The organism is Streptomyces qaidamensis (assembly GCF_001611795.1).
GTDB classification, from domain to species: Bacteria; Actinomycetota; Actinomycetes; order Streptomycetales; family Streptomycetaceae; genus Streptomyces; species Streptomyces qaidamensis.
Genome location: NZ_CP015098.1, coordinates 7,241,626 through 7,266,509 on the forward strand (window position 1 = coordinate 7,241,626; position 24,884 = coordinate 7,266,509).

Annotated in this window: 21 protein-coding genes; 11 read left to right on the forward strand and 10 right to left on the reverse strand. The window is 72.4% G+C overall.

The window, feature by feature from the left end; all coding sequences use genetic code 11:
- Positions 1 to 38: 38 nt before the first annotated feature.
- A complete protein-coding gene (locus A4E84_RS32015) occupies positions 39 to 2,891 on the reverse strand; it encodes a helix-turn-helix transcriptional regulator (RefSeq protein ID WP_062929888.1) in 2,853 nt (950 codons plus the stop codon).
- Between the two features lie 204 nt (positions 2,892 to 3,095).
- On the reverse strand, positions 3,096 to 3,920 hold the full coding sequence (locus A4E84_RS32020) for a helix-turn-helix transcriptional regulator (RefSeq protein ID WP_062929889.1): 825 nt from the start codon (positions 3,918 to 3,920) through the stop codon (positions 3,096 to 3,098).
- Positions 3,921 to 4,044: 124 nt separating this feature from the next.
- Here A4E84_RS32020 and A4E84_RS32025 point away from each other — a divergent pair, with 124 nt between their 5' ends.
- On the forward strand, positions 4,045 to 5,724 hold the full coding sequence (locus tag A4E84_RS32025) for an AMP-binding protein (protein WP_062929890.1): 1,680 nt from the start codon (positions 4,045 to 4,047) through the stop codon (positions 5,722 to 5,724).
- Complete coding sequence (locus tag A4E84_RS32030) at positions 5,721 to 7,307, forward strand: AMP-binding protein (RefSeq protein WP_062929891.1); 1,587 nt, start codon at positions 5,721 to 5,723, stop codon at positions 7,305 to 7,307. The genes A4E84_RS32025 and A4E84_RS32030 overlap by 4 nt, the downstream gene beginning before the upstream one ends.
- Positions 7,308 to 7,330: 23 nt before the next feature.
- Here A4E84_RS32030 and A4E84_RS32035 read toward each other — a convergent pair whose 3' ends face one another.
- Together A4E84_RS32035 and A4E84_RS45850 are read right to left on the reverse strand one after the other, a co-directional pair.
- On the reverse strand, positions 7,331 to 7,837 hold the full coding sequence (locus A4E84_RS32035) for a GNAT family N-acetyltransferase (RefSeq protein ID WP_062929892.1): 507 nt from the start codon (positions 7,835 to 7,837) through the stop codon (positions 7,331 to 7,333).
- Positions 7,838 to 7,865: 28 nt separating this feature from the next.
- Positions 7,866 to 8,513 carry a hypothetical protein gene (locus tag A4E84_RS45850; RefSeq protein WP_418082272.1) on the reverse strand — a complete coding sequence of 216 codons (648 nt, stop codon included), beginning with the start codon at positions 8,511 to 8,513 and terminating at the stop codon, positions 7,866 to 7,868.
- 698 nt (positions 8,514 to 9,211) lie between these two features.
- Here A4E84_RS45850 and gcl point away from each other — a divergent pair.
- Positions 9,212 to 10,996: a glyoxylate carboligase gene (gene gcl / locus A4E84_RS32050; protein WP_062929893.1), complete on the forward strand. Its 1,785-nt coding sequence runs from the start codon at positions 9,212 to 9,214 to the stop codon at positions 10,994 to 10,996.
- Positions 10,997 to 11,296: 300 nt separating this feature from the next.
- Here gcl and A4E84_RS44810 read toward each other — a convergent pair whose 3' ends face one another.
- The 5 genes from A4E84_RS44810 to A4E84_RS32075 form a co-directional block, all read right to left on the reverse strand.
- A complete protein-coding gene (locus tag A4E84_RS44810; RefSeq protein WP_237305023.1) occupies positions 11,297 to 11,623 on the reverse strand; it encodes a hypothetical protein in 327 nt (108 codons plus the stop codon).
- A gap of 243 nt (positions 11,624 to 11,866) precedes the next feature.
- Positions 11,867 to 12,103, reverse strand: a complete 237-nt coding sequence (locus A4E84_RS32060; protein WP_062929894.1) for a hypothetical protein — start codon at positions 12,101 to 12,103, stop codon at positions 11,867 to 11,869.
- Positions 12,104 to 12,409: 306 nt separating this feature from the next.
- Positions 12,410 to 13,867 (reverse strand): catalase, encoded by a 1,458-nt coding sequence (locus tag A4E84_RS32065; protein WP_062929895.1) that lies wholly within the window; start codon positions 13,865 to 13,867, stop codon positions 12,410 to 12,412.
- Between the two features lie 195 nt (positions 13,868 to 14,062).
- Positions 14,063 to 14,953: a 2-hydroxy-3-oxopropionate reductase gene (locus A4E84_RS32070; protein ID WP_062929896.1), complete on the reverse strand. Its 891-nt coding sequence runs from the start codon at positions 14,951 to 14,953 to the stop codon at positions 14,063 to 14,065.
- A 25-nt stretch (positions 14,954 to 14,978) separates the two neighbouring features.
- Entirely contained in the window at positions 14,979 to 15,800 is an 822-nt protein-coding gene (locus tag A4E84_RS32075) for a TIM barrel protein (RefSeq protein ID WP_062929897.1), read from the reverse strand.
- Between the two features lie 159 nt (positions 15,801 to 15,959).
- Between A4E84_RS32075 and A4E84_RS32080 the strand changes: the two genes are divergently transcribed.
- The 8 genes from A4E84_RS32080 to A4E84_RS32115 all read left to right on the forward strand — a co-directional run bounded on the left by A4E84_RS32080 (position 15,960) and on the right by A4E84_RS32115 (position 23,375).
- Positions 15,960 to 16,211 (forward strand): hypothetical protein, encoded by a 252-nt coding sequence (locus tag A4E84_RS32080; RefSeq protein ID WP_062929898.1) that lies wholly within the window; start codon positions 15,960 to 15,962, stop codon positions 16,209 to 16,211.
- On the forward strand, positions 16,208 to 16,576 hold the full coding sequence (locus tag A4E84_RS32085) for a helix-turn-helix domain-containing protein (RefSeq protein WP_033306635.1): 369 nt from the start codon (positions 16,208 to 16,210) through the stop codon (positions 16,574 to 16,576). Before A4E84_RS32080 ends, A4E84_RS32085 begins: the two co-directional genes overlap by 4 nt.
- A gap of 133 nt (positions 16,577 to 16,709) precedes the next feature.
- Complete coding sequence (gene uraD, locus A4E84_RS32090; RefSeq protein ID WP_062929899.1) at positions 16,710 to 17,219, forward strand: 2-oxo-4-hydroxy-4-carboxy-5-ureidoimidazoline decarboxylase; 510 nt, start codon at positions 16,710 to 16,712, stop codon at positions 17,217 to 17,219.
- Positions 17,220 to 17,226: 7 nt separating this feature from the next.
- Positions 17,227 to 17,625 (forward strand): hydroxyisourate hydrolase, encoded by a 399-nt coding sequence (gene uraH, locus A4E84_RS32095; protein ID WP_062929900.1) that lies wholly within the window; start codon positions 17,227 to 17,229, stop codon positions 17,623 to 17,625.
- A gap of 6 nt (positions 17,626 to 17,631) precedes the next feature.
- Entirely contained in the window at positions 17,632 to 18,555 is a 924-nt protein-coding gene (gene pucL / locus A4E84_RS32100) for a factor-independent urate hydroxylase (protein WP_062929901.1), read from the forward strand.
- Positions 18,556 to 18,673: 118 nt separating this feature from the next.
- Entirely contained in the window at positions 18,674 to 20,053 is a 1,380-nt protein-coding gene (locus A4E84_RS32105; RefSeq protein WP_062929902.1) for an 8-oxoguanine deaminase, read from the forward strand.
- Positions 20,054 to 20,275: 222 nt separating this feature from the next.
- Positions 20,276 to 21,664: a nucleobase:cation symporter-2 family protein gene (locus tag A4E84_RS32110; protein ID WP_062929903.1), complete on the forward strand. Its 1,389-nt coding sequence runs from the start codon at positions 20,276 to 20,278 to the stop codon at positions 21,662 to 21,664.
- Positions 21,665 to 21,746: 82 nt separating this feature from the next.
- Positions 21,747 to 23,375 (forward strand): serine/threonine-protein kinase, encoded by a 1,629-nt coding sequence (locus A4E84_RS32115; RefSeq protein ID WP_062929904.1) that lies wholly within the window; start codon positions 21,747 to 21,749, stop codon positions 23,373 to 23,375.
- Between the two features lie 10 nt (positions 23,376 to 23,385).
- Here the strand turns inward: A4E84_RS32115 and A4E84_RS32120 are convergent, their stop codons facing one another.
- Positions 23,386 to 24,870, reverse strand: coding sequence for a hypothetical protein (locus tag A4E84_RS32120; protein ID WP_062929905.1), 1,485 nt, complete (start codon positions 24,868 to 24,870; stop codon positions 23,386 to 23,388).
- Between the last annotated feature and the right edge of the window lie 14 nt (positions 24,871 to 24,884).

Consider the following 24,884-nt stretch of genomic DNA (forward strand, 5'->3'; position numbering starts at 1 on the left):
GGATAACCCTCGGTCCGGTCGCGTAAACCCAGGCGGGGTCAGGTCGTTCGGCGGCCGGCGGCCAGCCGGACGATGTCCACCCGGGAGCGGATCCCGAGCTTGCGGTAGACCCGGGTGAGGGTGGCCTCGACGGTCTTGACGCTGATGAACAGGCGTGCCGCGATCTCCCGGTTGGTCGCGCCCTCCATCACCAGCGAGGCGACCTGACGCTCCATCGCGGCCAGGCCCTCCAGCGCGTCCAGGGCGACGGCCGGCGTGGCGGCGGGCGGTCCCACCGCGGTGGGACCGGCCGTGGCGGCGGCGTCGACCTGCCGCAGCCAGGGCAGCGCGCGGCAGCGCCGGAACAGCCGGGCGGCTTCGTCGTACGACGGTGGTCCCGGCAGGGGCCTCGCGCCGGTGCGGGGGAGGGCGGCGGCCTGGGAGCGCAGGCGGGCCAGCGCGAAGGCGGCCCGGGCCTCCTCCAGGCCGTACCCGAGCCGGCCGAGCCGGTCCTGCACGGACGTCAGCCGGACGACGGCGGCCTCGTGTTCGCCGCGCGCCGCCCGCACCAGCGCCTCGGCCCGGTCGAGGACGGCCAGCACGCTCTGCCGGCCCAGCCGCAGCGCGTGCGCCCGGGTCGTGTCGATGACGTCCTGGGCCTCGCCCGGCTCGCCGATGCGGACCAGCGCCTCGGCGAGGTCGCCGTGCCACCGCCCGCGCCCGGGGTCGTTGATGCCGAGTCCCTGCTCCAGCTCCCGCACCCGGCGCAGCGAACGGACGGTGGCGGCCGGGTCGCCGGCCACCAACTGGGCATAGCCCAGCGCCGCGAGGGCCCGGGACAGGTACATCTGGTCGCCGTCGACCTCGGCGTGGTCCGCCGCCTCCCGGGCGAGGGCCAGGGCCCGGTCGACGTCCCCGGCCGAGGCCTCCGCGAGGGAGGCGAGCATGGCCGAGGCGCCTTCGCCGATCCCGGAGTCCCGGGCCAGCCGCAGACTCTCGCGGGCCAGGTCCAGGGCCCGGCCGCAGTGCCCGGAGCGCAGTTCCGTGTCGGCGAGGAAGCGCAGGAAGTGCACCTCGCTCTCGACCATCCCGCGCCGGCGCACCTCGCGCAGCAGCGCGGTGATCGTCGCCCGCGCCTCGGGCAGCTGGTCGCTCATGATCAGCCAGCGGAACCGGGCCGACCCGGCGCCGTTGTGGTGGCAGGCCACATAGGGGTCCTGGGGTTCCTTCAACGCCCGTTTGACGGTCGCCGGGGCGTCCGGGTGGCCCATCAGGGTCTCGGTGGAGGCCTGGAAGGACAGCGCCATCAGCTCGGTCCGGCGGTCCCCGCCCCGGGCGGCCAGCTCCGCCGCGTGCGCCGCCTCCTGACGGGCCTCGGCGAAGTCGCCCTCGACGACCAGGCCGCGCCAGGCCAGCTGGTAGTAGACCTGCGCGAGCAGGCGCGGGTCGTCGCCCGCGTCGGCCAGGACCTGCGGGAAGACGGCGTCGACCTCGCCGAGGGCCTGCCCGGCCGCCTCGATGACCACCATCCACGCCCGCACCCGCTCCGCGGGCACGGTGGCACGCGTCAGTACGTCACGTGCGATGTCCCGGGCGAGATCGGCCTCACCGGCGGTGATCGCGTCCTCCGCGGCCTGCAGACGCCGCTCGTCGGGGCCCGGGGTGCTGTCCGCCGGGGTGTGCCGGGCGGCGAGCAGCCCGAGCGAGGCGGCCACGGAAGGGGCGCCGCGGTCCCGGGCCAGCGCCCCGGCCTCGGCGAGCCGGGCCGCCACGTCCGGGTCGGTGCCGGTGGTGGCCAGGGCCAGGTGCCGGGCCCGCTCGATCGGGTCGGAGGCCGCCGTGGACAGCGCGGCGTGCACGGCCCGCCGCTCCTGCGCCGGGGCCTCCGCGTACAGCGCCGCCGAGATCAGCGGGTGCGCGAACCGCAGGGCCGGTGCCTCGGGGTCCGTGGCGAGCAGCCCCAGGGCGGCCGCCTGGGCCGTCTCGGCCTCGGCGTGCTCCCGGCCGGCCGCGTGCAGCAGCGCCAGCGTGGGACGGGCACCGGCGCTGGCGACCAGGAGGGTGCGGCGCGCCTCGTCGGACAGCATCTCCAGCCGGCTCAGCACCAGGGCCCGCAGCGAGGTGGGCACCGGCAGCGGCTCGCCCGGGCGCGGCCGGGCCGGGCTCTCGGCCAGGGCCCGGCCCAGCTCCAGCGCGAAGAGCGGGTTGCCGCCACTGGTGCGGTGGATGTCACGGATCGTGGAGCGGGACAGGGGCGTGTAGCCGCGGTGGTCGAGCAGCGCCGAGACCTGCGTACGGTTCAGCGGGCCGAGCCGGACGGCGAGCGTGTCGGGCGGGGACGCCGGCAGGTGCCGGTCGTACTCCTGGCCCTCGGTCCGCACCGCGCACAGCATCTGCACGGGCGTGTCCCCCAGCCGGCGGGCCGCGAAGCCGAGCAGTTCCGCGCTGGCGGCATCCAGCCACTGCAGGTCGTCGGCGACCACCAGCACCGGGCCCTTCGCGGCGAGGGCGCGCAGCGCCGACAGCACCGCCAGGCGCAGCGCGAGCCCGTCCCGCTGGAGTGTGGACTCGCCGCGGCCGGTCAGCGCCGACTCCAGGGCGGTGCGCTGGGCGCCGGGCAGCGCCCCCGACACGTCCTCCAGGACCAGCCCGAACAGGTCGGCCAGCGCCAGGAAGGGCAGGTGGGATTCCGACTCGGTCGCCGAGCAGCGCAACACCGTCCGCGCCGCACCGCCGTAATCCGCGGCCAGCGCCCGCAGGACCGTCGACTTACCAATTCCGGCCGGACCGTGGAGCAGCACACTGCCGCCCCGGCCGAGCTGCTCACGGGCCGAGGTGAACAGTTCCTCCCGGCCGATGACCAGGTCGGGGCGGCTCCTGGGAGGCTCCTGGAAGTCCCGTCGCACGGTCACGGCTCCCCTCCCTGTGTCGTGTCCTGGCCAATATTAGGCAACAGTTCTTTGAATTTCGGAGGGACGGTGTCGTGAGGGAAATAACAACAGGTGCCGGCGGGCGAATTCATCGGTCTCCCGAATGCGGCGGAACACGAAGCCGGTGCCCCGTCGGGAACCCTCCGGCAGCTCGAACGGGCACGTGCGACAGAAAACACCACAAACCTACGGCAACCACCCCGCCCGGCGCGCGGCGACCACGGCCTCGCCACGGGTGCGGGAACGCAGCTTCCGCATGGCCGACCGCAGGTACCCCTTCACGGTCTCCGGCGTCACACCCAGCCGGTCGGCGGCGACGGCGTTCGTCGCACCCGCCGCGACGCACGCCAGCACGTCCACCTCGCGCGGCGCCAGACGGACCCGGGCCGACCCGGCGGACTCGGCCGTTGACCCGGCTACCTCGGGCGCCAGCAGCGCACACGCGCCGAGCAGCTCCGCCCGAAGCCCCGGGTCCGTGATCCGCCCGGCCAGCGCCCGCAGGGCCGCGTGCGCCTCCCGCACCTGCTCCCACCCCGGACCCGCCCCGGCGACGAGCGTGCGGGCCTCGTCCCGGACGACCAGCGCCCGCTCCACGTCCCGCGCCGCCTCGACCGCCGCGTCCAGCATCCGGCCGCCCAGCGGCAGGGCCGTGCGCAACGCCCCGTACAGCACCCCGCGCACCCGGTGCCGCACCACCACCGGCACGGCCAGCACCGAACGCAGCCCCTCCGCGGCCACCGGGGCGTCGTACTCGTGGCTGATCTGCCGCGACGCCGAGTAGTCCGTCACCACGCACGGCCGGGACAGCGCCACCGTCTTGCCGCCGAGACCGGTGCCGGACGTCACCACCAGCGACCGCAGGGCGTGCGTCGCCGTGCCGCTCAGCTCGCTGATGCGCATCTGCTGCCCGGCCTCCAGCAGGCCGCCGAAGGCGATCGGAAGGCCGGTACCCCGCCGCAGACGCAGCAGCGCGTTGCGCATCTCGATCGCGTCGGACGCGTCTGTCGTCACCTGATCACCCCTTCACTACGGCTTCTGCGCGGGCGCACCCCCCGTTCGGGGGTAGTGAGACCTGCATCACGGATTACACGATGGCTCGGAGCCGCCCGCAATGGTCCGGCACCCAGGAGGACAGATGACATCGGCGACGGCACTGTTCCGCGACGCGCGGGATTTCCTGCTGGAGCACCGCGAGGACTATCCGACGGCCTACGAGGGCTTCCGCTGGCCCCGTCCCGAGTACTTCAACTGGGCGCTCGACTGGTTCGACGAGATCGCCGACGGCAACGCCGGCACCGCCCTCCACCTCGTCGAGGAGGACGGCCGCGAGACCCGGCTGTCCTTCGGGGAGATGTCGGTGCGGTCGGCGCAGTTCGCCACCTGGCTGCGCGCCCGGGGCGTGCGCGCCGAGGACCGGATCCTCGTCATGCTCGGCAACCAGGCCGAACTGTGGATCACCGCCCTCGCCGCGATGAAACTGCGCGCGGTGGTCATCCCGGCCACGCCGCTGCTCGGCCCCGCCGACCTGCGCGACCGCGTCGAGCGCGGCCGGGTCCGGCACGTCATCGCGCGCACCGATGACACCGGCAAGTTCGCCGAGGTGCCGGGCGACTACACGCGCATCGCCGCGGACGCCGCCGGTGCCGTGCCGGACGGCTGGCTGCCACTGGACGACGCCTACGGCGCCTCCGCCGACTTCACCCCCGACGGCCCCACCCGGGCCGACGACCCGCTGATGCTCTACTTCACCTCGGGCACCACCGCCCGGCCCAAACTCGTCGAGCACACCCACACGTCGTACCCGATCGGCCATCTGTCGACCATGTACTGGATCGGCCTGAAACCCGGCGACGTGCATCTGAACATCTCCTCACCCGGCTGGGCCAAGCATGCCTGGTCCAACCTGTTCGCCCCGTGGAACGCCGAGGCGACCGTCTTCCTGCACAACTACACGCGTTTCGACGCCGTTCGTCTCATGACGGAGATGGACCGGGCGGGCGTCACCACCTTCTGCGCCCCGCCGACCGTGTGGCGCATGCTCATCCAGGCCGACCTGACGCAGCTGCGCACCCCGCCCCGTGAGGTCGTCGCGGCAGGCGAGCCGCTCAACCCGGAGGTCATCGAGCAGGTCCGCCGGGCCTGGAACCTCACCATCCGGGACGGCTTCGGCCAGACCGAGACGGCCGTGCAGGTCGCCAACAGCCCCGGCCAGCCGCTCAAGACCGGATCGATGGGCAGGCCGAGCCCCGGCTACCGCGTCGAACTCCTCGACCCGGTCTCCGGCGCGCCGGGAGCGGCCGAGGGCGAGATCGCGCTGGACCTGTCGGACCGTCCCGTCGGTCTGATGACCGGCTACCACGGCGACGCCGACCGCACGGCGGAGGCGATGGCCGGCGGCTACTACCGCACGGGAGACGTGGCCTCCCGGGACGACGAGGGGTATCTGACCTACATCGGCCGCAGCGACGACGTCTTCAAGGCCTCCGACTACAAGATCAGCCCGTTCGAGCTGGAGAGCGCGCTGCTGGAGCACGACGCGGTCGCCGAGGCTGCGGTCGTCCCCGCCCCGGACGAGCTGCGGCTCGCCGTCCCCAAGGCGTACGTGGTCCTGGCCGCGGGCTGGGAGCCCGGCGCCGACACCGCCAAGGTCCTGTTCGAGCACGCACGTGAGGTGCTGGCCCCCTACAAGCGCATCCGCCGCCTGGAGTTCGGCGACCTGCCCAAGACCGTCTCCGGCAAGATCCGCCGGATCGAGCTGCGTGAGGCCACGGCGGCCGGGTCGGACGCCGAGTACCGCGAGGAGGACTTCCGGTGACCTCCTACAGTCACGGCACCGGCGGGACGGCGCTGCTCGGCGACACCATCGGGGCGAACCTGGACCGGGCGGTGGCGGCCTGGCCGGACCGCGAGGCGCTGGTCGACGTGCCGTCCGGCCGGCGCTGGACGTACGCGCAGTTCGGCGCGGCGGTCGACGAGCTGGCCTCCGCCCTGCACGCCTCCGGGGTGGCCAAGGGCGACCGGGTGGGCATCTGGGCGGTCAACTGCCCCGAGTGGGTGCTCGTCCAGTACGCCACCGCGCGCATCGGCGCGATCATGGTGAACATCAACCCGGCGTACCGTACCCACGAGGTGGCCTACGTCCTGAAGCAGGCCGGCGTGTCCCTGCTGTTCGCCTCCCTCGGCCACAAGACGAGCGACTACCGGGCAATGGTCGGCCAAGTCCGGGGTGACTGCCCCGAGTTGCGGGAGGTGGTCTACTTCGGCGACCCGGGCTGGGAGGCGCTGCTCGGCCGGGCGACCCCCGACGCCGCGTACGACGAACTGTCCTGCGACGACCCGATCAACATCCAGTACACGTCGGGCACGACGGGCTTCCCGAAGGGCGCGACCCTCTCGCACCACAACATCCTCAACAACGGCTACTTCGTGGGTGAGTTGATCGCCTACTCGGAGCAGGACCGGATCTGCATCCCGGTGCCCTTCTACCACTGCTTCGGCATGGTCATGGGCAATCTCGCCGCCACCTCGCACGGCGCCTGCATGGTCATCCCCGCCCCGTCCTTCGACGCGAAGGCCACCCTGGACGCGGTCCAGCAGGAGCGCTGCACCTCGCTCTACGGCGTCCCGACGATGTTCATCGCCGAGCTGAACCTCCCCGACTTCGCCTCCTACGACCTCTCCTCCCTGCGTACCGGCATCATGGCGGGCTCGCCCTGCCCGGTGGAGGTGATGAAGCGGGTGGTCGCCGAGATGCACATGGCGGAGGTCTCCATCTGCTACGGCATGACCGAGACGTCCCCGGTGTCCCTCCAGACCCGCAGGGACGACGACCTGGAGCACCGCACCGGTACGGTCGGCCGGGTCCTGCCGCACATCGAGGTCAAGGTCGTCGACCCGGCCACGGGCGTCACGCAACCGCGGGGCACGGCGGGTGAGTTGTGCACCCGCGGCTACAGCGTGATGCTCGGCTACTGGAACGAGCCGGAGAAGACCGCCGAGTCCGTCGACGCGGGCCGCTGGATGCACACGGGCGACCTCGCCGTGATGCGCGAGGACGACTACGTCGAGATCGTCGGCCGCATCAAGGACATGATCATCCGGGGCGGGGAGAACATCTACCCCCGCGAGATCGAGGAGTTCCTCTACGGCCACCCGAAGATCCAGGACGTCCAGGTCGTCGGCGTCCCGCACGAGCGCTACGGCGAGGAGGTCCTGGCCTGCGTCATCGCCCGCGACCCGGACGACCCGCCGACCCTGGAGGAGCTCCGGGCCTTCTGCGAGGGGCAGTTGGCGCACTACAAGGTCCCGGCCCGGGTGCGGATCCTCGACTCCTTCCCGATGACGGTGTCCGGGAAGGTGCGCAAGGTGGAGCTGCGGGAGAGGTTCGCGGGCGGTTGAGGGGCGGCGCGCAGGCCCGCCCGTCACAGCGGTGCGCGCATGCACACCCGCGGCCAGCGGTCCAGGCCGTGTGCGGCCTCCGTGGCGCGGATCGCGCGGAGGCCGGGCGTGAGCTCCTCCTCGGGGAGCGGGCGGAAGCCGAGGCGCTCGTAGTAGGGGGCGTTCCACGGGACGTCCGTGAAGGTGGTCAGCGTCAGGGAGGTCAGCCCCTCCTCGCGGGCGCGGTCTGCGGCGTGGGCGAGGAGGGCGCGGCCCACGCCCCGGCGGGCGGCCCGCGGGTGGACCGAGACCTGCTCGATGTGCAGGGCGCCGTCGACCGGTTCGGCGAGGAGATAGGCGACCGGCCGGTCCTGCGGGCCGGAGGCGACCCAGCAGCGGCCCGCCCGGCGGTAGTGCTCCAGGACGTCGAGGGCGGGCGGCTCGTCGTCCGCGATCTCCGGCATGCCGAGGTCGCGGAAGGGGGTGCCGGCGGCCCGCTCGATGTCCTGCAGGGCGGGGAGCTCGGCCGGGGTCGCGGGGCGGATGCGCATGCGGTGAGTATGCGGCGCGGTGGCGTGGTCAGGGGGACCGCTTCCCGGGGCCGGTCGCGGCCAGCGTCTCGGCCGGGGCGTTCACCGGCCTCGGTGTGCCGGTGAGGTCCAGGACGAACAGCGGGACGCCCAGGGCGTCGGCGCGGGCCCGGGCGTCGTCGGCGTACCCGGCGAGGGAGACGTAGAGGCAGTCCGCGGACTCGGTCATGGCCGTCAGCCACAGGCACTCCACGTCCCGCAGATCCGCCGGGCGCACGGCCGGGTCCACCTGCGCGACGACACCGCGGGCGGCCAGTCCGATACCGGACGGGGGCCGCTGGTCCGCCCGTCGGACACTCCGGTATCCGAGCCAGCGCAGATACAGCGCGGTGGCGGTGACGGCGTCGAGGGCGGTGCGGATGGTGACGGACCGGAAGGGGGGCCGGGCGGGGGTGGCGTCGCCTGCGGTGGTGGATGTATCGGCGGGGGCCGCCTCGCCCGCCGCGGCGGACGCATCTGCGGAGGCGGGCTCGCGCGGGCCGACCGGCGGGCGGGGATGGGGCGCGGCGTCGGCCGCGGAGGTAGGGGTGGAGGTGGCGTCGCCGACGGCGGACGCGTCGGCGGTCATGGGCTCGCGCGAGCCGGTCGGCAGGCGGCGTCGGGGTGCGGCTTCTTGGCCGCTCCCGTCGTCCGGGATGGTCGTCGTCTTCCGGCCGCTCCTGTCGTCCGGGGTGGTCGTCGTCTTCCGGCCGCTCCTGTCGTCCTCAGCCGTCGTCGGCTTCCGGCCGTCCTCGTCGTCCTCAGCCGTCGTCGTCTCCCGGGCGGACGTCTCGTCCTGCCCCACCACCGCGCCCCGGCCGGTCGTCGCGGTCCCGGTGGGCGACGACCCGCCGGCCGCCGGGTCCTCCTCCCCGCCCCCGCCCCGGCCCTTCACCACCGCCACCCGCAGCACCACCCCGCACGGGCACCCGACCTCCGGGCGCGGCCACTCGCCGGGCCGCCCGCAGGAACCGCACCGCACCGTCACCCAGTCGTCCTGCCAGACCCGGTGCGAGACGGGCGTCGGCGAGCCGTCGCGGTCCAGTCGCGGTGCGACCGGCGCGCCGCACGCGCAGGGGTACGCGGGAGCCGTGTAGCGGTGCTCGCGGCGGCAGGCCGGGCAGCGCACCGCAACGGTCTCGGTCATGGCCACTCCAGAACCGTGTCGCGTCGGGACAGCGTGCCCATCGTGCTCCCCCGGGCCCCGCTCTGTCCGGCGGTTGGCGTCTCTTGACGCCCCTCACCCACCCCGCATACATTCATTCCAGATAGTAGAAAACAAATTCCGCAATACGGAAGAGCTCACCGCGGGGCGCGACGGGAGTGCGAATCCGACAGCCGAAGCAGGAGTACTCGATGGCTCGAATGACCGCTGCCCGCGCGGCAGTTGAGATCCTCAAGCGTGAGGGCGTCGCCGACGCGTTCGGTGTCCCCGGCGCGGCGATCAACCCGTTCTACGCGGCGCTCAAAGCCTCCGGCGGCATCACCCACACCCTCGCCCGGCACGTCGAGGGCGCCTCGCACATGGCCGAGGGCTACACCCGCGCCCACCCGGGCAACATCGGCGTCTGCATCGGAACCTCGGGCCCGGCCGGCACCGACATGATCACGGGTCTGTACTCCGCGACCGGCGACTCCATCCCGATCCTGTGCATCACGGGCCAGGCCCCGACCGCCGTGATCCACAAGGAGGACTTCCAGGCCGTCGACATCGCCTCCATCGCCAAACCGGTCACGAAGATGGCCGTCACGGTGCTGGAGGCCGCACAGGTCCCGGGCGTCTTCCAGCAGGCCTTCCACCTGATGCGCTCCGGCCGCCCCGGCCCGGTCCTCATCGACCTGCCGATCGACGTGCAGTTGAAGGAGATCGAGTTCGATCCGGAGACCTACGAGCCGCTCCCGGTCTACAAGCCCGCGGCGTCCCGCGCCCAGATCGAGAAGGCCATCGGGATGCTCAACGCGTCCGAGCGGCCCCTGATCGTCGCGGGCGGCGGCATCATCAACGCCGACGCCGCCGAACTCCTCGTCGAATTCGCCGAGCTGACCGGCACCCCGGTCGTCCCGACTCTGATGGGCTGGGGCCTGCTCCCCGACGACCACGAGCTGAACGCCGGCATGGTCGGTCTGCAGACCTCGCACCGCTACGGCAACGCGACGTTCCTGGAGTCCGACTTCGTCCTCGGCATCGGCAACCGCTGGGCCAACCGCCACACCGGCAAGCTCGACGTCTACACGGCCGGGCGGACGTTCGTCCACATCGACATCGAGCCCACCCAGATCGGCAGGATCTTCGCCCCCGACTACGGCATCGCCTCCGACGCCCGGGCCGCTCTGGAACTGTTCGTCGAGGTGGCCCGCGAGCTGAAGGCCGCCGGCGCGCTGCCCGACCGCTCCGTGTGGGCCGAAGCCGCGCAGGAGCGCAAGGCGGCCCTCCAGCGGAGAACGCACTTCGACGACATCCCGATCAAGCCGCAGCGCGTCTACGAGGAGATGAACAAGGCCTTCGGCCCGGAGACCCGGTACGTCTCCACCATCGGCCTCTCGCAGATCGCCGGCGCCCAGATGCTGCACGTCTACCGGCCCCGCCACTGGATCAACTGCGGCCAGGCCGGCCCGCTCGGCTGGACCATCCCGGCCGCGCTCGGCGTCGCCAAGGCCGACCCGGAGGCGCCCGTCGTCGCCCTCTCCGGCGACTACGACTTCCAGTTCATGCTGGAGGAACTCGCGGTCGGCGCGCAGCACAGGATCCCGTACGTCCACGTCCTCGTGAACAACTCCTACCTGGGGCTGATCCGCCAGGCGCAGCGGGCGTTCGAGATCGACTTCCAGGTCAACCTGGAGTTTGAGAACCTCAACTCCCCGGAGCTCGGCGTCTACGGCGTCGACCACGTCAAGGTCGCCGAGGGCCTCGGCTGCAAGGCCATCCGCGTCACCTACCCGGCGGAGCTGGGTGAGGCCTTCGAGCAGGCCAGGAAGCTGGCCGCGGAGCACCGGGTCCCGGTCGTCGTCGAGGCGATCCTGGAGCGCGTCACCAACATCTCCATGTCGACGACCAACGACATCGGCAACGTCGTGGAGTTCGAGGAGATCGCCACCGAGCCCGGCCACGCGCCGACCTCGATCAGGACGCTGAAGGTCTGACGCGCACGGGAGCAGCGGGGCGGCCCGTCCATGGGGACGGGCCGCCCCTCACGCATTCCCGTACCGCGCCCCCGCGCATGCCCGCTCACGCCCGCACGGGGTCAGCTCCCGCCGCCTCCGCAGCCGCTCCCGCCGCCACCGCAGGAGTGGCGACGCCCGCCACCCCGGCCGCGCGGTGAGTTCTTCAGGAGGCTCCTGCCACCCACCTCGGCCCGGCGGACCAGACCCGCACACAGGGCGAAGCGCGGCACGAGCAGCCGCAGGGCCGCCTCGCCGTGCAGGGCGACCGGGAGCAGCCGTTCACCGTCGGTCAGGCCGTGCCTGCTCGCCGGCAGGGGGTGGTCCTGCCGCAGGCCGCGGACGTGGCGGCGGGGCGGCGCGGGTCGGCCCCAGCAGGGGACGGCGCAGCAGCCCCGCCTCCGCGAGCGGGATACGCATGAGGGCCACCGCGAGCCGGATGTCCGGATACTTCACCAGGCACTCGGGGGCGGCCGGCTCGCGCAGACGGGCGCGCGCCGCGACCGCCGGCGGAGAGGGCGGCTGCTGCGCCGGCGCGTCGTCCACGGCACCCGTCCGGATCGTCCCCGGCAGGTCCGTTTCCACCGGCCCCCGCAGATGCAGATCCACCACGGCGACGGTGACGGCGGCCCGCGGGCCTTCCCCCAGCTGCGTTCACGTGCGGCTCCAGCCGGACCGCCGTACCGTCGCTCATGGCTTCACCCCCGTACCGGGGCCCGCCGCCCCCGTGCCGACGGGCCCCGTGTGACGGGAATGTGCCCGGCCCCGGGGGCGGTTGAAGCCTCCGGGGCCGGGTTCAGAGCTTGATTTGAGGGTTCCGTACGGGCTGTACGACCGGTGGCGTAGACGCGCTCACGCCTCGTGGTGCTCCGACAGCCCCGGCCAGTCGTCCGGCCCGCCGCCCTGCCACTCGACGAGGTCGCTCTCCGCGACGTCGGTGACGTACAGGTCGGCCAGGCGCAGGATCTCGGCGACGTCGTCGGCGTGGGTCGCGACGCCCAGCGGCTCCTCGCCCAGGGTGACCCGGCGCGAGCCGTCCAGGGCGGGGGCGTGAACCACGACATGCGGATGCTCGGTGGGAGGTGCCATGCCTTCAGGCTGCTGCGAACGGGACCGATCCGCACCCTGGGAACGGCTGGCCGTCCGGCGGCGCGAGGCTGGGCGCGACAGGACGTTCGCGCCGCCGGACGGGGTCGGGGGAGAGGGGTGGGTGGTGCTGGGACCGCGGCGGGTGCGACGGGCGCCGGGGCCGGCTTCCCTCAGGTCGAGAAGCCGGCCCGGGCCCTTCACCACCGCACTGGCTCGCAGCCGCCGCGGTCCGCCCTGACCGTGTCCGTGCCCGGGGGACCACCCCTCATCCGGGTCGCCCCGGGCGGTCGGACACGGTCAGGGGGTTCAGTCCTCGCGCAGGGCGCGGACCGCCTCCTCCACGCGCCGCCCGTACTCGGGGTCGGCGGCGTGGAAGTGCGCGAGGTTCTTCTCGATCACGTCGTCGCGGGAGACCTGGGACAGGCCGCCTGCGATGTTCGCGACCAGGCGGGACCTCTCCTCGGCGGACATCAGCCGGAACAGCTCGCCGGCCTGGAAGAAGTCGTCGTCCTTGGTGTGCGGGGGCGCCTCGTGGGTGCCCGTGTGGCCGTGCACCGCCAGCGGCGCCGACAGCGGGCGGCCGGTCTCCACGGGGCCGTCGTAGGAGTTCGGCTCGTAGTTCTTGGCGTGCCGGCCCTGCGGGTTGGCCGCCATGAGGCCGTCCCGGCCGTAGTTCTGGGCGGTCGTGGCCTTGGGCGCGTTGACGGCCAGCAGCGTGTGGTTGACGCCCAGGCGGTAGCGGTGGGCGTCCGCGTAGGCGAACAGACGGCCCTGGAGCATCTTGTCGGGGGAGGGGCCGATGCCCGGCACGAAGTTGTTCGGGGAGAACGCGGCCTGCTCGACCTCGGCGAAGACGTTGTCCGGGTTGCGGTCCAGCACCAGCCGACCCACCCGCCTGAGCGGGTAGTCCCGGTGCGGCCACACCTTGGTCAGGTCGAACGGGTTGAAGCGGTAGTCCGCCGCCTCGGCCGCCGGCATCAGTTGCACGTGGAGGGTCCAGGACGGGTGCACACCGCGCTCGATGGCCTGGAGCAGGTCCGTCTGGTGCGAGTTCGGGTCCTTGCCCGCGATCTCGGCGGCCTGTTCGCTGCTCAGGGAGCGGACGCCCTGGTTGGTCTTGAAGTGGTACTTGACGAAGAAGGCCTCGCCCCGGCTGCTGGTCCACTGGTAGGTGTGCGAGCCGTAGCCGTTCATGTGCCGGTAGGAGGCCGGGATGCCGCGGTCGCCCATCAGCCAGGTCACCTGGTGGGTGGCCTCGGGGGAGTGGGCCCAGAAGTCCCAGACGTTGTCCGGCTCCTGACGGCCCGTGAACGGGTCCCGCTTCTGCGAGTGGATGAAGTCCGGGAACTTGATGGGGTCCTTGATGAAGAACACCGGGGTGTTGTTCCCGACGAGGTCGTAATTGCCCTCCTCGGTGTAGAACTTCACCGCGAAACCGCGCGGGTCGCGCACCGCGTCCGCGCCGCCGAGCGAGTCGGCGACGGTCGAGAAGCGCACGAACACCTCGGTGCGCTTGCCGACCGCGCTGAGGAAGTCGGCCTGGGTGAAGTCCGTGACGTCGTCGGTCACTTCGAAGTGGCCGTACGCGCCCGAGCCGCGGGCGTGCACGACGCGCTCCGGGATGCGCTCGCGGTTGAAGCGCGCCAGCTTCTCCAGCAGATGCTGGTCCTGGAGCAGGAGCGGGCCGCCGACACCGGCGGTGGCGGAGTTCTGGTTGTCGGCGACGGGGGCGCCGGACTCGGTGGTGAGCACGCGCTGCGACATCGTGACCTTCCGTACGAGAGGGCAGCGGAAATACGTTTCCGCTTTGTGGAGCCTAGGGTCGGGGTGAGCGAGCTGAGTGTCAACAATTTGTTGAAGCAGTGGGCATGGCTGGTTCCGGGCGGCGCCGCCGCTTTGGGCGCGACAGGACAGATGTCAGCGGCGGCACCGCCCGGGGATCGGGGCCCCTGGTGGGAATCAGATCTGTGCGCCGGAGAGCCGCTCGACGGCCCTCAGCAGCGCCGAGTGGTCCAGGCCGCCGTCGCCCTGCGCACGCAGGGACGCGACCAGCTGGGCGACCACGGCGCCGACGGGCAGGGCCGCGCCGACATTGCGGGCGGCGTCCGTGACGATGCCCATGTCCTTGTGGTGCAGGTCGATCCGGAAGCCCGGCTTGAAGTCCCGGCCGAGGAAGTTGTCCTTCTTGCGGGTCAGCACGGTCGAGCCGGCGAGCCCGCCGCCCAGGACGTCCAGGGCCGCCTTCAGGTCCACGCCGGACTTCTCCAGGAAGACCACGGCCTCGGCGCACGCCTGGATGTTCACGGCGACGATCAGTTGGTTGGCGGCCTTCACGGTCTGGCCCGAGCCGTGCGGACCGCACAGCACGATGGTCTTGCCGAGCGCTTCGAGGATCGGCTTGGCGGCGTCGAAGTCCGCCTGCTCGCCGCCGACCATGATGGACAGCACCGCCTCGATGGCACCGGCCTCGCCGCCGGACACCGGGGCGTCCAGGACGCGGATGCCCTTGTCCTTCGCGGCCTTCGCCAGGTCGACCGAGGTCTGCGGGGTGATCGAGGACATGTCGATCAGCAGCGCGCCGGACCGCGCGTTCTCCAGGATGCCGTCGGGGCCGTAGGCGATGGCCTCGACCTGCGGGGAGGCCGGGACCATCGTGATGACGACGTCGGCGTCCCGAACCGCCTCGGCGATCGAACCGGCGGCGGTGCCGCCGGCGGCGGCCAGCCGGTCCAGCTTGTCCTGCTCCAGCGTGTAGCCGGTGACCCGGTAGCCCGCCTTGATCAGGTTCTCGGACATGGGGGAGCCCATGATGCCGAGACCGATCCAGGCGATCGTGGGAAGAGTGCTCATGGTGAAGTGCCTTTCGGTGCGGGGGTCAGCGGGGCAGCCAGTCGAAGGCCTCGGCGCTCGGGCGGTCGCCCGGCTTGTACTCGAGGCCGACCCAGCCGTCGTAGCCCGCCTTCGTCAGCTGGTCGAGGAGGTCTTCGAGGGGCAGTGAGCCCGTGCCCGGGGCGCCGCGGCCCGGGTTGTCGGCGATCTGGACGTGGCCGGTCTTCGCGGCGAACCGCTCGATCACCGACGGGAGGTCCTCGCCGTTCATGGACAGGTGGTAGAGGTCCATCAGGAAGCGGGCGTTGCCCAGTCCCGTCGCCTCGTTGACCTTGTCGACGGCCTCCACGGCCGCCGGGGCCGACACCAGCGGGTACAGCGGCGACTCGGGCCGGTTCAGCGCCTCGATCAGCAAAACCGCGCCGATCCGGTCGGCGGCCCGGGCCGCGAGGGTCAGGTTCTCCAGGGCGAGCGCGTCCTGCTCGGCCGGGTCCACGCCCTCGACGCGGTTGCCGTACAGGGCGTTGAGGGCCGTGCAGCCCAGGGAGGCGGCGAAGCCGGCGGCCACGTCGATGTTGGCGCGGAACCGCTCCGACTCCTCACCGGGAACCGACAGGGCGCCGCGGTCCGGGCCCGGGAGCTGTCCGGCGTAGAAGTTCAGGCCGGTGAGCCGGACGCCGGCGTCCTCGATCGCGCGCTTGAGGGCGTCGGACTCGGACGGCTCCGGGACCGGCGCGTCGACCCAGGGCCACCACAGCTCGACCGCGGTGAAGCCCGCCGCGGCGGCGGCCGCGGGGCGCTCCAGGAGGGGCAGCTCCGTGAAGAGGATCGACAGGTTGACGTTGAAGCGCTGGTCTGCGAATCCCATCGGGGCGGCGCTCCCTTCCGTGTCTTCCATGGTGCAGGTCCATGGCGCTTATTCCGTATTGCGGAATCATGTTTCTGCTTAACGGAAGATTGCCTGTGGGGTGCGAAGGCTGTCAAGAGGGGCTGCCGGAAAGTCCGCCCCGCGCGTTAGGTTGAGCGCGTGCGACTGAGAGTGGAGTTCACGACCGAGCCGTTCGACCTGGACGAGGCGCCCGCGCACGCGGTGGTGGCCCGCGAGGTCGTGGAGGCCGCCGAGCTGGACGCCGTGGACGTGGGCCCGTTCGGCAACACCGCGGAGGGCGGTGCCGACGCGGTGCTCACCGCCGTGGACGCCCTGCTCCGCAAGACCCTGGAGGCCGGTGCCACCCGGGTCACGCTCCAGGTCAACGTGGTCGAGGAGGGGCAGGCGTGAGCGGCGCGGGGGACGAGCCGTTCATCGCGGCCGTGAAACCCCTGGTCGACGCCATGGGCGGCGAGATGATCCCGCCCGACGAGGCCGGTCCCGACGACGTCGTCCTGGCCTGGGAGGGCCGGGACGCCGTCGCCGTCCGGCTGCCGCAGCTCGCCGACTCCCTGGATCACATCCTGGCCGCAATGGAGCGCCGCAAGGGTGTGCCGCTGGCCGATCTGGACCGCAGGGCCAAGCAGGAGGTCGTACGCATACTCGAGGCGCGTGGCGCCTTCTCCGTACGGCACGGGGTGGAGACCGTGGCGAGCGCCCTCGGCGTCAGCCGCTTCACCGTCTACAACTACCTCAACCGCGAGAAGGGGGCCTGACCGGCCGGCCCCGTGGCGGTCCGGTTTCGCGCCCCCGAATTTTCAACAAACTGTTGACGGGCTGTCGCGGGAGGGCGTTAGCTATCGGCACGCCCGTTCAGCACGACGGCCGACACCGGCCACGGAGGCTCCCGTGACGTCCACTTCCACGCCGCCGGGCCTGACCCGGTTCAACACCCTCGAGGAGCACGCGGCGTACACCGCCCTCCGCGAGGCGTGCGCCTCCACGGCGTGGGCGAAGCGCCTGCTGGCCGCCCGCCCCTACGCCACCTGCGAGGACCTGTACGCCGCGAGCGACGCCGCGATGGCGGAGCTGACGGCCGGGGACCTCGACGAGGCGATGGCCGGCCATCCGCCCATCGGCCGCCCCAAGCCGGGTGACCCCACCTCGGCGCGGGAGCAGAGCGGCATGGCCGGTGCCTCCGACGCGCTCAAGGCGGAGATGCTGGAACTGAACCTCGCGTACCAGGAGAGGTTCGGCCATGTCTTCCTGATCTGCGCCACCGGCCGCACCGGCGAGCAGATGCGCGACGCGGTCCGGGAACGGATCGGCAACCCGCCGGAGCGGGAGCGGGAGATCGTCCGCACCGAACTGGGGAAGATCAACCGCATCCGTCTGGCCCGACTCGTCGAAGAGGACTGACAGCAGCATGAGCACCTCCGCCACCGCGTCCGTGTCCACGCACATCCTGGACACCAGCGTCGGCCGCCCCGCCGAGGGCGTCGCCGTCCAGCTCTCCGCCCGCACCGGCCGGACCGCGTACTGGCAGGCGCTCGGCGGCTCCGCGACCGACGGGGACGGGCGGTGCAAGGACCTGCCGGCGCTGCCGGAGGGCACCACCCACGTACGGCTCGACTTCGCGGTGGAGCCGTACTTCGAAGAATCTGCGAAGAAGCAAGCCGATGCGCAGCAGGACGCCCCCGCGAATCGGGACAGCGGTGCGTTCTTTCCAGAAGTAGCGATCACCTTCGCCGTCGAGCCCGGTGAGCACTACCACGTACCGCTGCTGCTCAACCCGTTCGGCTACTCCGTATACCGAGGGAGCTAGCTAGAGATGCCCACCATTCTGGGACAGAACCAGTACGGCAAGGCCGAGAACCGAGTCGTCAAGATCACGCGGGACGGCGCCACCCACCACATCAAGGACCTCAACGTCTCCGTCGCCCTCTCCGGCGACATGGACGAGGTCCACTACTCCGGCTCGAACGCCAACGTGCTGCCGACCGACACCACCAAGAACACGGTGTACGCGTTCGCCAAGGAGCACGGCATCGAGTCCGCCGAGCAGTTCGGCATCCACCTCGCCCGGCACTTCGTCACCAGCCAGGAGCCGATCCACCGGGCCCGGATCCGCATCGAGGAGTACGCCTGGGAGCGGATCGAGGCCTCCGACGCCACCTCGCAGTTCATCGGCGCCGACGAGGTCAAGCACTCCTTCGTCCGCAAGGGCCAGGAGGTCCGGCTGACCCAGATCACCTACGACGGTGAGAAGTGGGAGGTCGTCTCCGGCCTCAAGGACCTCGTCGTGATGAACTCGACCAACTCCGAGTTCTGGGGCTACGTCAAGGACAAGTACACGACGCTGAAGGAGGCCTACGACCGCATCCTGGCCACCGAGGTCTCCGGCCGCTGGCGGTTCAACTGGACCGACGACGAGCAGCGCATGCCCCACTGGGAGAAGTCCTACGAGCAGGTGAGGAAGCACATGCTCCAGGCCTTCGCCGAGACGTACTCGCTCTCGCTCCAGCAGACCCTGTACCAAATGGGTTCGCGGATCATCAACCACCGCAGTGAGATCGACGAGGTCCGCTTCTCCCTCCCGAACAAGCACCACTTCCTGGTGGACCTGGAGCCGTTCGGGCTGAAGAACGACAACGAGGTGTACTACGCCGCCGACCGCCCGTACGGCCTGATCGAGGCGACGATCCTGCGGGACGGCTGCGAGGCGCGGATCCCCGAGGACCTCACCAACCTCTGACGTTCCCCCTTTCGGCACCCGTGGCCGGGGAACCCTCCTCCCGGCCACGGCACTCAAAACTCCCAGGGTCCTGCCGTGCCCTCTTCGATTCAGCACACTTCGTGAAAAGGGACGAACCATGGCAGCTGAGCGGCGCATCGTCATCGAGAACTGCGCGATCGCGACCGTCGACGCGAACGACACCGAATACGCCTCCGGGCACGTCGTCCTCGCCGGCAACCGCATCGAGTCACTCGGCGCGGGCGCGGCCCCCGAGGGCCTGGAGAACGTCGCACGCCGTATCGACGCCTCCGGCCACCTCGTGACCCCCGGCCTGATCAACACCCACCACCACTTCTACCAGTGGATCACCCGGGGTTTGGCCACGGACCACAACCTCTTCAACTGGCTCGTCGCGCTCTACCCCACCTGGGCGCGCATCGACGAGCCGATGGTCCGCGCGGCCGCCCAGGGCTCGCTGGCGATGATGGCCCGCGGCGGCGTCACCACCGCCATGGACCACCACTACGTCTTCCCGCGGGGCTCCGGCGACCTCTCCGGCGCGATCATCGGCGCCGCCCGCGACATGGGCGTCCGCTTCACCCTCGCCCGCGGCTCCATGGACCGCAGCGAGAAGGACGGCGGCCTGCCTCCGGACTTCGCCGTCGAGACCCTCGACGGTGCGCTGGCCGCCACCGAGGAGACCGTGCGGCAGCACCACGACCCCTCCTTCGACGCCATGACCCAGGTCGCCGTCGCGCCCTGCTCGCCCTTCTCCGTCTCCACCGAACTGCTGCGCGACGGCGCCCAGCTGGCCCGCCGCCTCGGGGTCCGGCTGCACACCCACGGCTCGGAGACCGTGGAGGAGGAGAAGTTCTGCCACGAACTGTTCGGCATGGGCCCCACCGACTACTTCGAGTCCACCGGCTGGCTCGGCGAGGACGTGTGGATGGCGCACTGCGTCCACATGAACGACTCCGACATCGCCGCCTTCGCCCGGTCCCGGACCGGCGTCGCGCACTGCCCCTCCTCCAACGCCCGCCTCGCCGCCGGCATCGCCCGCGTCCCCGACATGCTCGCGGCCGGCGTCCCCGTCGGCCTCGGCGTCGACGGCACCGCCTCCAACGAGTCCGGCGAACTCCACACCGAGCTGCGCAACGCCCTCCTCATCAACCGCCTCGGCGCCCACCGGGAAGCCGCCCTGAACGCCCGTCAGGCCCTGCGCCTGGGCACCTACGGCGGCGCCCAGGTCCTCGGCCGGGCCGCGGAGACCGGCTCCCTGGAACCCGGCAAGCTCGCCGACCTGGTGCTGTGGAAGCTGGACACGCTCGCCCACGCCTCCATCGCCGACCCCGTGACCGCGCTGGTCTTCGGCGCCGCCGCCCCCGTCACCGCCTCCTTCGTGGACGGCCGGCAGATCGTCGAGGACGGGCGGCTGCTCACGGCCGACGAGGACGCCATCGCCGGCGCCACGCGGGACGAGGCCCAGCGCCTGGCGCGGATCGCCGCCGAGGCCTGACCACCCGGATACTCCGGCCGGGAGGGACGGCTCCCGGCCGGCGGCCGTGGACCCGAGCGGGGTCCACGGCGGTCGTCTCCGGGGCGCGCGTACACGCGCGCGCCCCGGAACGGCCCACCCCGTCACCTGCACGTCCGGTCCCGCACGACCACCCGCACCACCTCCCTGACACCCACGGCGGCCCCTGGGCACAGCCGTGTAACCGACCGGAGGGACGCCGCCGTGGCCGACCACCCCGTTGACGAAAAACTCCCCGCGCTCAAGATGGCGACGACCGGCCTGCAGCACGTGGCCGCCATGTACGCGGGCGTCGTCGCCCCGCCCCTGATCGTCGGCGCGGCCATCGGCCTCACCGCCACCGACCTGACCTTCCTCACCGGCGCCTGCCTGTTCACCGCGGGCCTCGCCACCTTCCTGCAGACCCTCGGCATCTGGAAGATCGGCGCCCGGCTGCCGTTCGTCAACGGCGTCACCTTCGCCGGTGTCGCCCCGATGACCGCGATCGTCGCCTCCACGGAGGACAAGTCCGACGCCCTGCCCATCATCTTCGGCGCGGTCATCGTCGCCGGACTCCTGGGCTTCCTGGCGGCCCCCGTCTTCTGCAAGGCGATCCGCTTCTTCCCACCCGTGGTCACGGGCACGGTCATCACCCTGATCGGCATATCGCTGCTCCCCGTCGCCTTCGGCTGGGCGCAGGGACCCGACCCGACGGCGCACGACTACGGCTCGGCGACCAACCTGGGCCTCGCGGCCGTCACCCTGCTGATCGTGCTGCTGCTGCGCCGCTTCACCACGGGCTTCGTCAAGCAGATCGCCGTGCTGCTCGGCCTCGTGATCGGCACGCTGATCGCGATCCCGTTCGGCGCCACGGACTTCGGCCCCGTCGCGGACGCGGCCGTCGTCGGCTTCCCCACCCCGTTCCACTTCGGCGCCCCGCAGTTCCAGCTCGCCGCGATCATCTCGATGTGCGTGGTGATGGTGGTGTCGATGACCGAGTCGACCGCCGACATGCTGGCGCTGGGCGAGATCGTCGACCGCCCGGCCGACGAGAAGACCATCGCGGCCGGCCTGCGCGCCGACACCCTCGGCTCCGCGATCAGCCCGCTCTTCAACGGCTTCATGTGCAGCGCCTTCGCGCAGAACATCGGCCTGGTCGCCATGACGAAGATCCGCAGCCGGTACGTCGTCGCCGCGGGCGGCGGCTTCCTGGTGCTGATGGGCCTGTGTCCGATGGCGGCCTCGTTGATCGCCGTCGTACCGCGCCCGGTGCTCGGCGGGGCGGGCGTGGTCCTGTTCGGCTCGGTCGCCGCCAGCGGCATCCAGACCCTGGTCCGGGCCGCCCTGGACCGGGACAACAACGTCCTGATCGTGGCGGTCTCGCTGGCCGTCGGCATCATCCCCATCACGGCACCGGAGTTCTACCACGCCTTCCCGGAGACGGCCCGGATCGTCCTGGACTCGGGCATCTCCACGGGCTGTGTGGCGGCCGTGCTGCTCAACCTGGTCTTCAACCACCTGGGCCGCGACGGCCGCGACGCCCATGACGTCACCCACCCGATGGAGGCGGGCGAGGAGCTCACGACCACCCCCAAGGCGCCGGCCGCGCCATGAGCCCGCCGGACTCCGCTTAGGCTTCTGCCTTGGTCAACTCCTGGTTGACCGGGGGATCAGGGGACGAGGGGGAGACGAGCCGATGAACCACGCGACCGAGGTGTTCCAGCCGTTGCGGGGCGACGATCCGCCCGTGGTGGCCGGATACCGCCTCGCCGCCCGGCTCGGTGCGGGCGGCATGGGCCGGGTCTACCTCTCGCACACGCAGGGCGGCCGGCCGGTGGCGATCAAGGTCGTCCGGCCGGAACTGGCCGACGACCCGGGCTTCCGGCGGCGGTTCCGCCGGGAGGTGGAGGCGGCCCGGCGGGTCCGGGGCGCCTACACCGCAGAGCTCATCGACGCCGACGCCGACGGCACACCGCCCTGGGCGGCCACGCTGTACGTGCCCGGCCCGTCCCTGACGGAGGCGGTCGCCCGCCGGGGACCCCTGCCGGTGCCCGCGGTGCTGTGGCTGGTGGCGGGGGTGGCCGAGGCACTCCAGGCCATCCACGCCGCCGGGATCGTGCACCGGGACCTCAAGCCGTCGAACGTGCTGCTCGCCGCCGACGGGCCCCGCGTGATCGACTTCGGCATCTCGCTGGCCGCCGACTTCACCTCGCACACCGCCACCGGCGCCGCCGTCGGCACGCCCCACTTCATGGCTCCCGAGCAGGCCTCCGCGGGCGAGGTCACGGCGGCGACCGACGTCTTCGCGCTGGGCCAGACGGCCGCGTTCGCGGCCCTGGGCCGCCCCCTGTACGGGGACGGCTCCGCGATCGGCGTGCTGTACCGGATCGTGCACGACCGGCCCGACCTGTCCGTGCTGCCCGAGCAGCTCCGACCGCTGTTCGACCGATGCCTGGCCGCTGATCCGAAGGACAGGGCGGACCTGGCGGAGATCGTCGACTGGTGCCGGGAGCGACTGAGCGCGGACGCCGACGCGGGCACGGGCCCGGCCGTCTGGCGGGACGTCATGGGACCGGAGACGAGGGTGCCCTCCCCGCTCCACACCCCCACCCGGGTCCTGCCTCAGCCGCTGGTCGTCACCCAGCCCCAGCCGCTGCCGGGCGGGCCGAGGGAGCGGCGGACCCGACGACGGCGCACCGCGCTGATCACGGCCGCGGCCGTGACGGCGGGGGTCATGGCGCTGGGCGGCCTGTTGTGGGCGGTACAGGACGCGGGGAACAGGTTCCACGACTGGGTGGCCGGTGCGCCGTCGACGCCGGGCCCGGACACGTCCGGACGGTCGGCGGACCCGTCGACGGCGTCGCCGTCGGCCTCCGGGCCCGCCGCGGATGCCGAGGGCCGGACGCCGCAGGCCCCGGAGTCCTCCCCGACCGCCGCCGGGACGCCGCGCCCCATCGGCCGGGTTCTGCAGAGGCTGGACGCGAAGAGTTCGCTGAGCTTCGAGGAGCCGTTCCAGCGCGACGACCGCGAGGGCGACATCCGCTTCGACTGCGAAAACGCCGGCTGTGCTGTGGAGAGCGACACCAGCGTCTTCGTCCAGATGTTCACCGACGAGGGCGTCTCCCTCGACGAGTGCCGGCTCATGCTGGCGCATGCCGATCAACGCCGCTGGCCGCTGGCCTCGGTGCCGGTGGGAGGTCAGATCTGTGTCCGGCACGACTCCGGGGACATCGCACTGCTCACCGTCCAGACGAAGTCGACGGCGCTGCCGGAACTCGCCGCCCTCACGATGGACATGACGATCTGGCGGCGTTCGGCGACGTGACCGCCGCGCGTCACACCGTGAGCTTCACGGCCTCCAGCCAGACCTCGTTGTCCAGGGTGCCGCCGAAGGTGAAGTCGGGGCGGGGCTTGCTGCACGCCCGTCCGCCCCAGTCGTGGCCGCGCAGGCGGACGGTGTTGCAGATCTCGCCGGTACCGACGTTCATCGCGAAGCCCAGCATGTTCGGCGCGTTCCGTTTCGCGCTGCCGATGGTGAAGTTCCGGCCGTCGCCGGTGACGGCCGTCCAGCTGGGCTGCCACTCGCCTCGGCCGTCGACCGGCTTCGCCGTGTGCCGGAAGGCGTTGGCGGCTGATCCGCCGACGCCGTGCACCGCGATGTTGAGGGCCTTGATCGGCCGGTTGCGGCCCGATGTGCCGGCGATCGTGCCGTCGCACACCGGCTTCTGCCAGCCCTGCCCGGAGACGTACGCGCGGTAGCAGATGTGCCGTCCGGAGGGGTCGTTCGCGGCGAGCCGCTTCACGGCACTGGCCGCGGTGTCCTGCGCGGGCTCGGCGGTGACGGTGGTGGTGGCCGCCGGGGGCCTGGCCGTGACGGTCACGGTGACCTTGCCCGCACCCTTCGCCCCCGGAGTGTCCTTCGGCTTCGGCTTCTTGCCGCTCCCCTCCTTGTCCTTGTCCTTTTTCTTGTCCCTGTCCTCGGCCGAGGGGGAGGCCGACGGGGGCGGGACCGGCAGCGACGATGGTGACAGGGCCGGTGAGGCCGAGGCCGACGGCGAGCCGCCCGCACGCGCGGCGGTCTCCTCCCGGCTTCCGCCGTCGCCGGAACCGCCGCTGCCCAGGATCACCAGCGGCACGACGACCAGCGCGGCCACACCGAGCGCCACCGGCCCGACCACCAGGGGCCTGCCGAGCAGGCCGGGCCCCTCGAACTCGTCGTCCGACTGGCGGGAACCAGGCCGGCGAGCGGGCGTGGGCGCCGTCCGCGACACGGGGCGGGCGGCCTGTGTCCCGTCGGGCTGTGGTCCGTCACCCTGAGGCCCCACGGGTTGTGGTCCCGAGCGGGTGGCCGGGGGCCCTTCGGGCTCGGGCAGCGCGTAGGCCGCCTCGTCGACGTCGTCAGGATCGTCCCGGTCCTCCCCGGCGGGCGTGGGGCTCGCGCCGCCGGCTTGCGCTGCGGCGCCCGTGCCGACGGCCTCGTGGACGAGAGGCGATACCGGATCCGCCGCCTCCTCCTGGTGCCGCAGCGCGCTGGAGCCGTCCGGGAAGACCTCGACGTGCGCCACATACCCGGCGCCGGGGTCGGAGATCGCCGCCGTGACGGCGGTGCCCCGGTCGCGCGCGTGTCCGTGCAGGAGGTCGAGGATCGCGGCGTCGACCGTCGTTCCCTCCGCGACCGGCACCGGTTCACCGTCGACGGCGGCCGATCCGTCGCCGGATATGACCACCGTGAAGTGCGGGGACGGCTCGGACGGGCCCCGCCGCGCGGCGTGTTCGCCCACGGTGACCTGCTCGTCCGCTTCCTCTTGGCCCGGGCTCATCGGCGTTCCTCTCT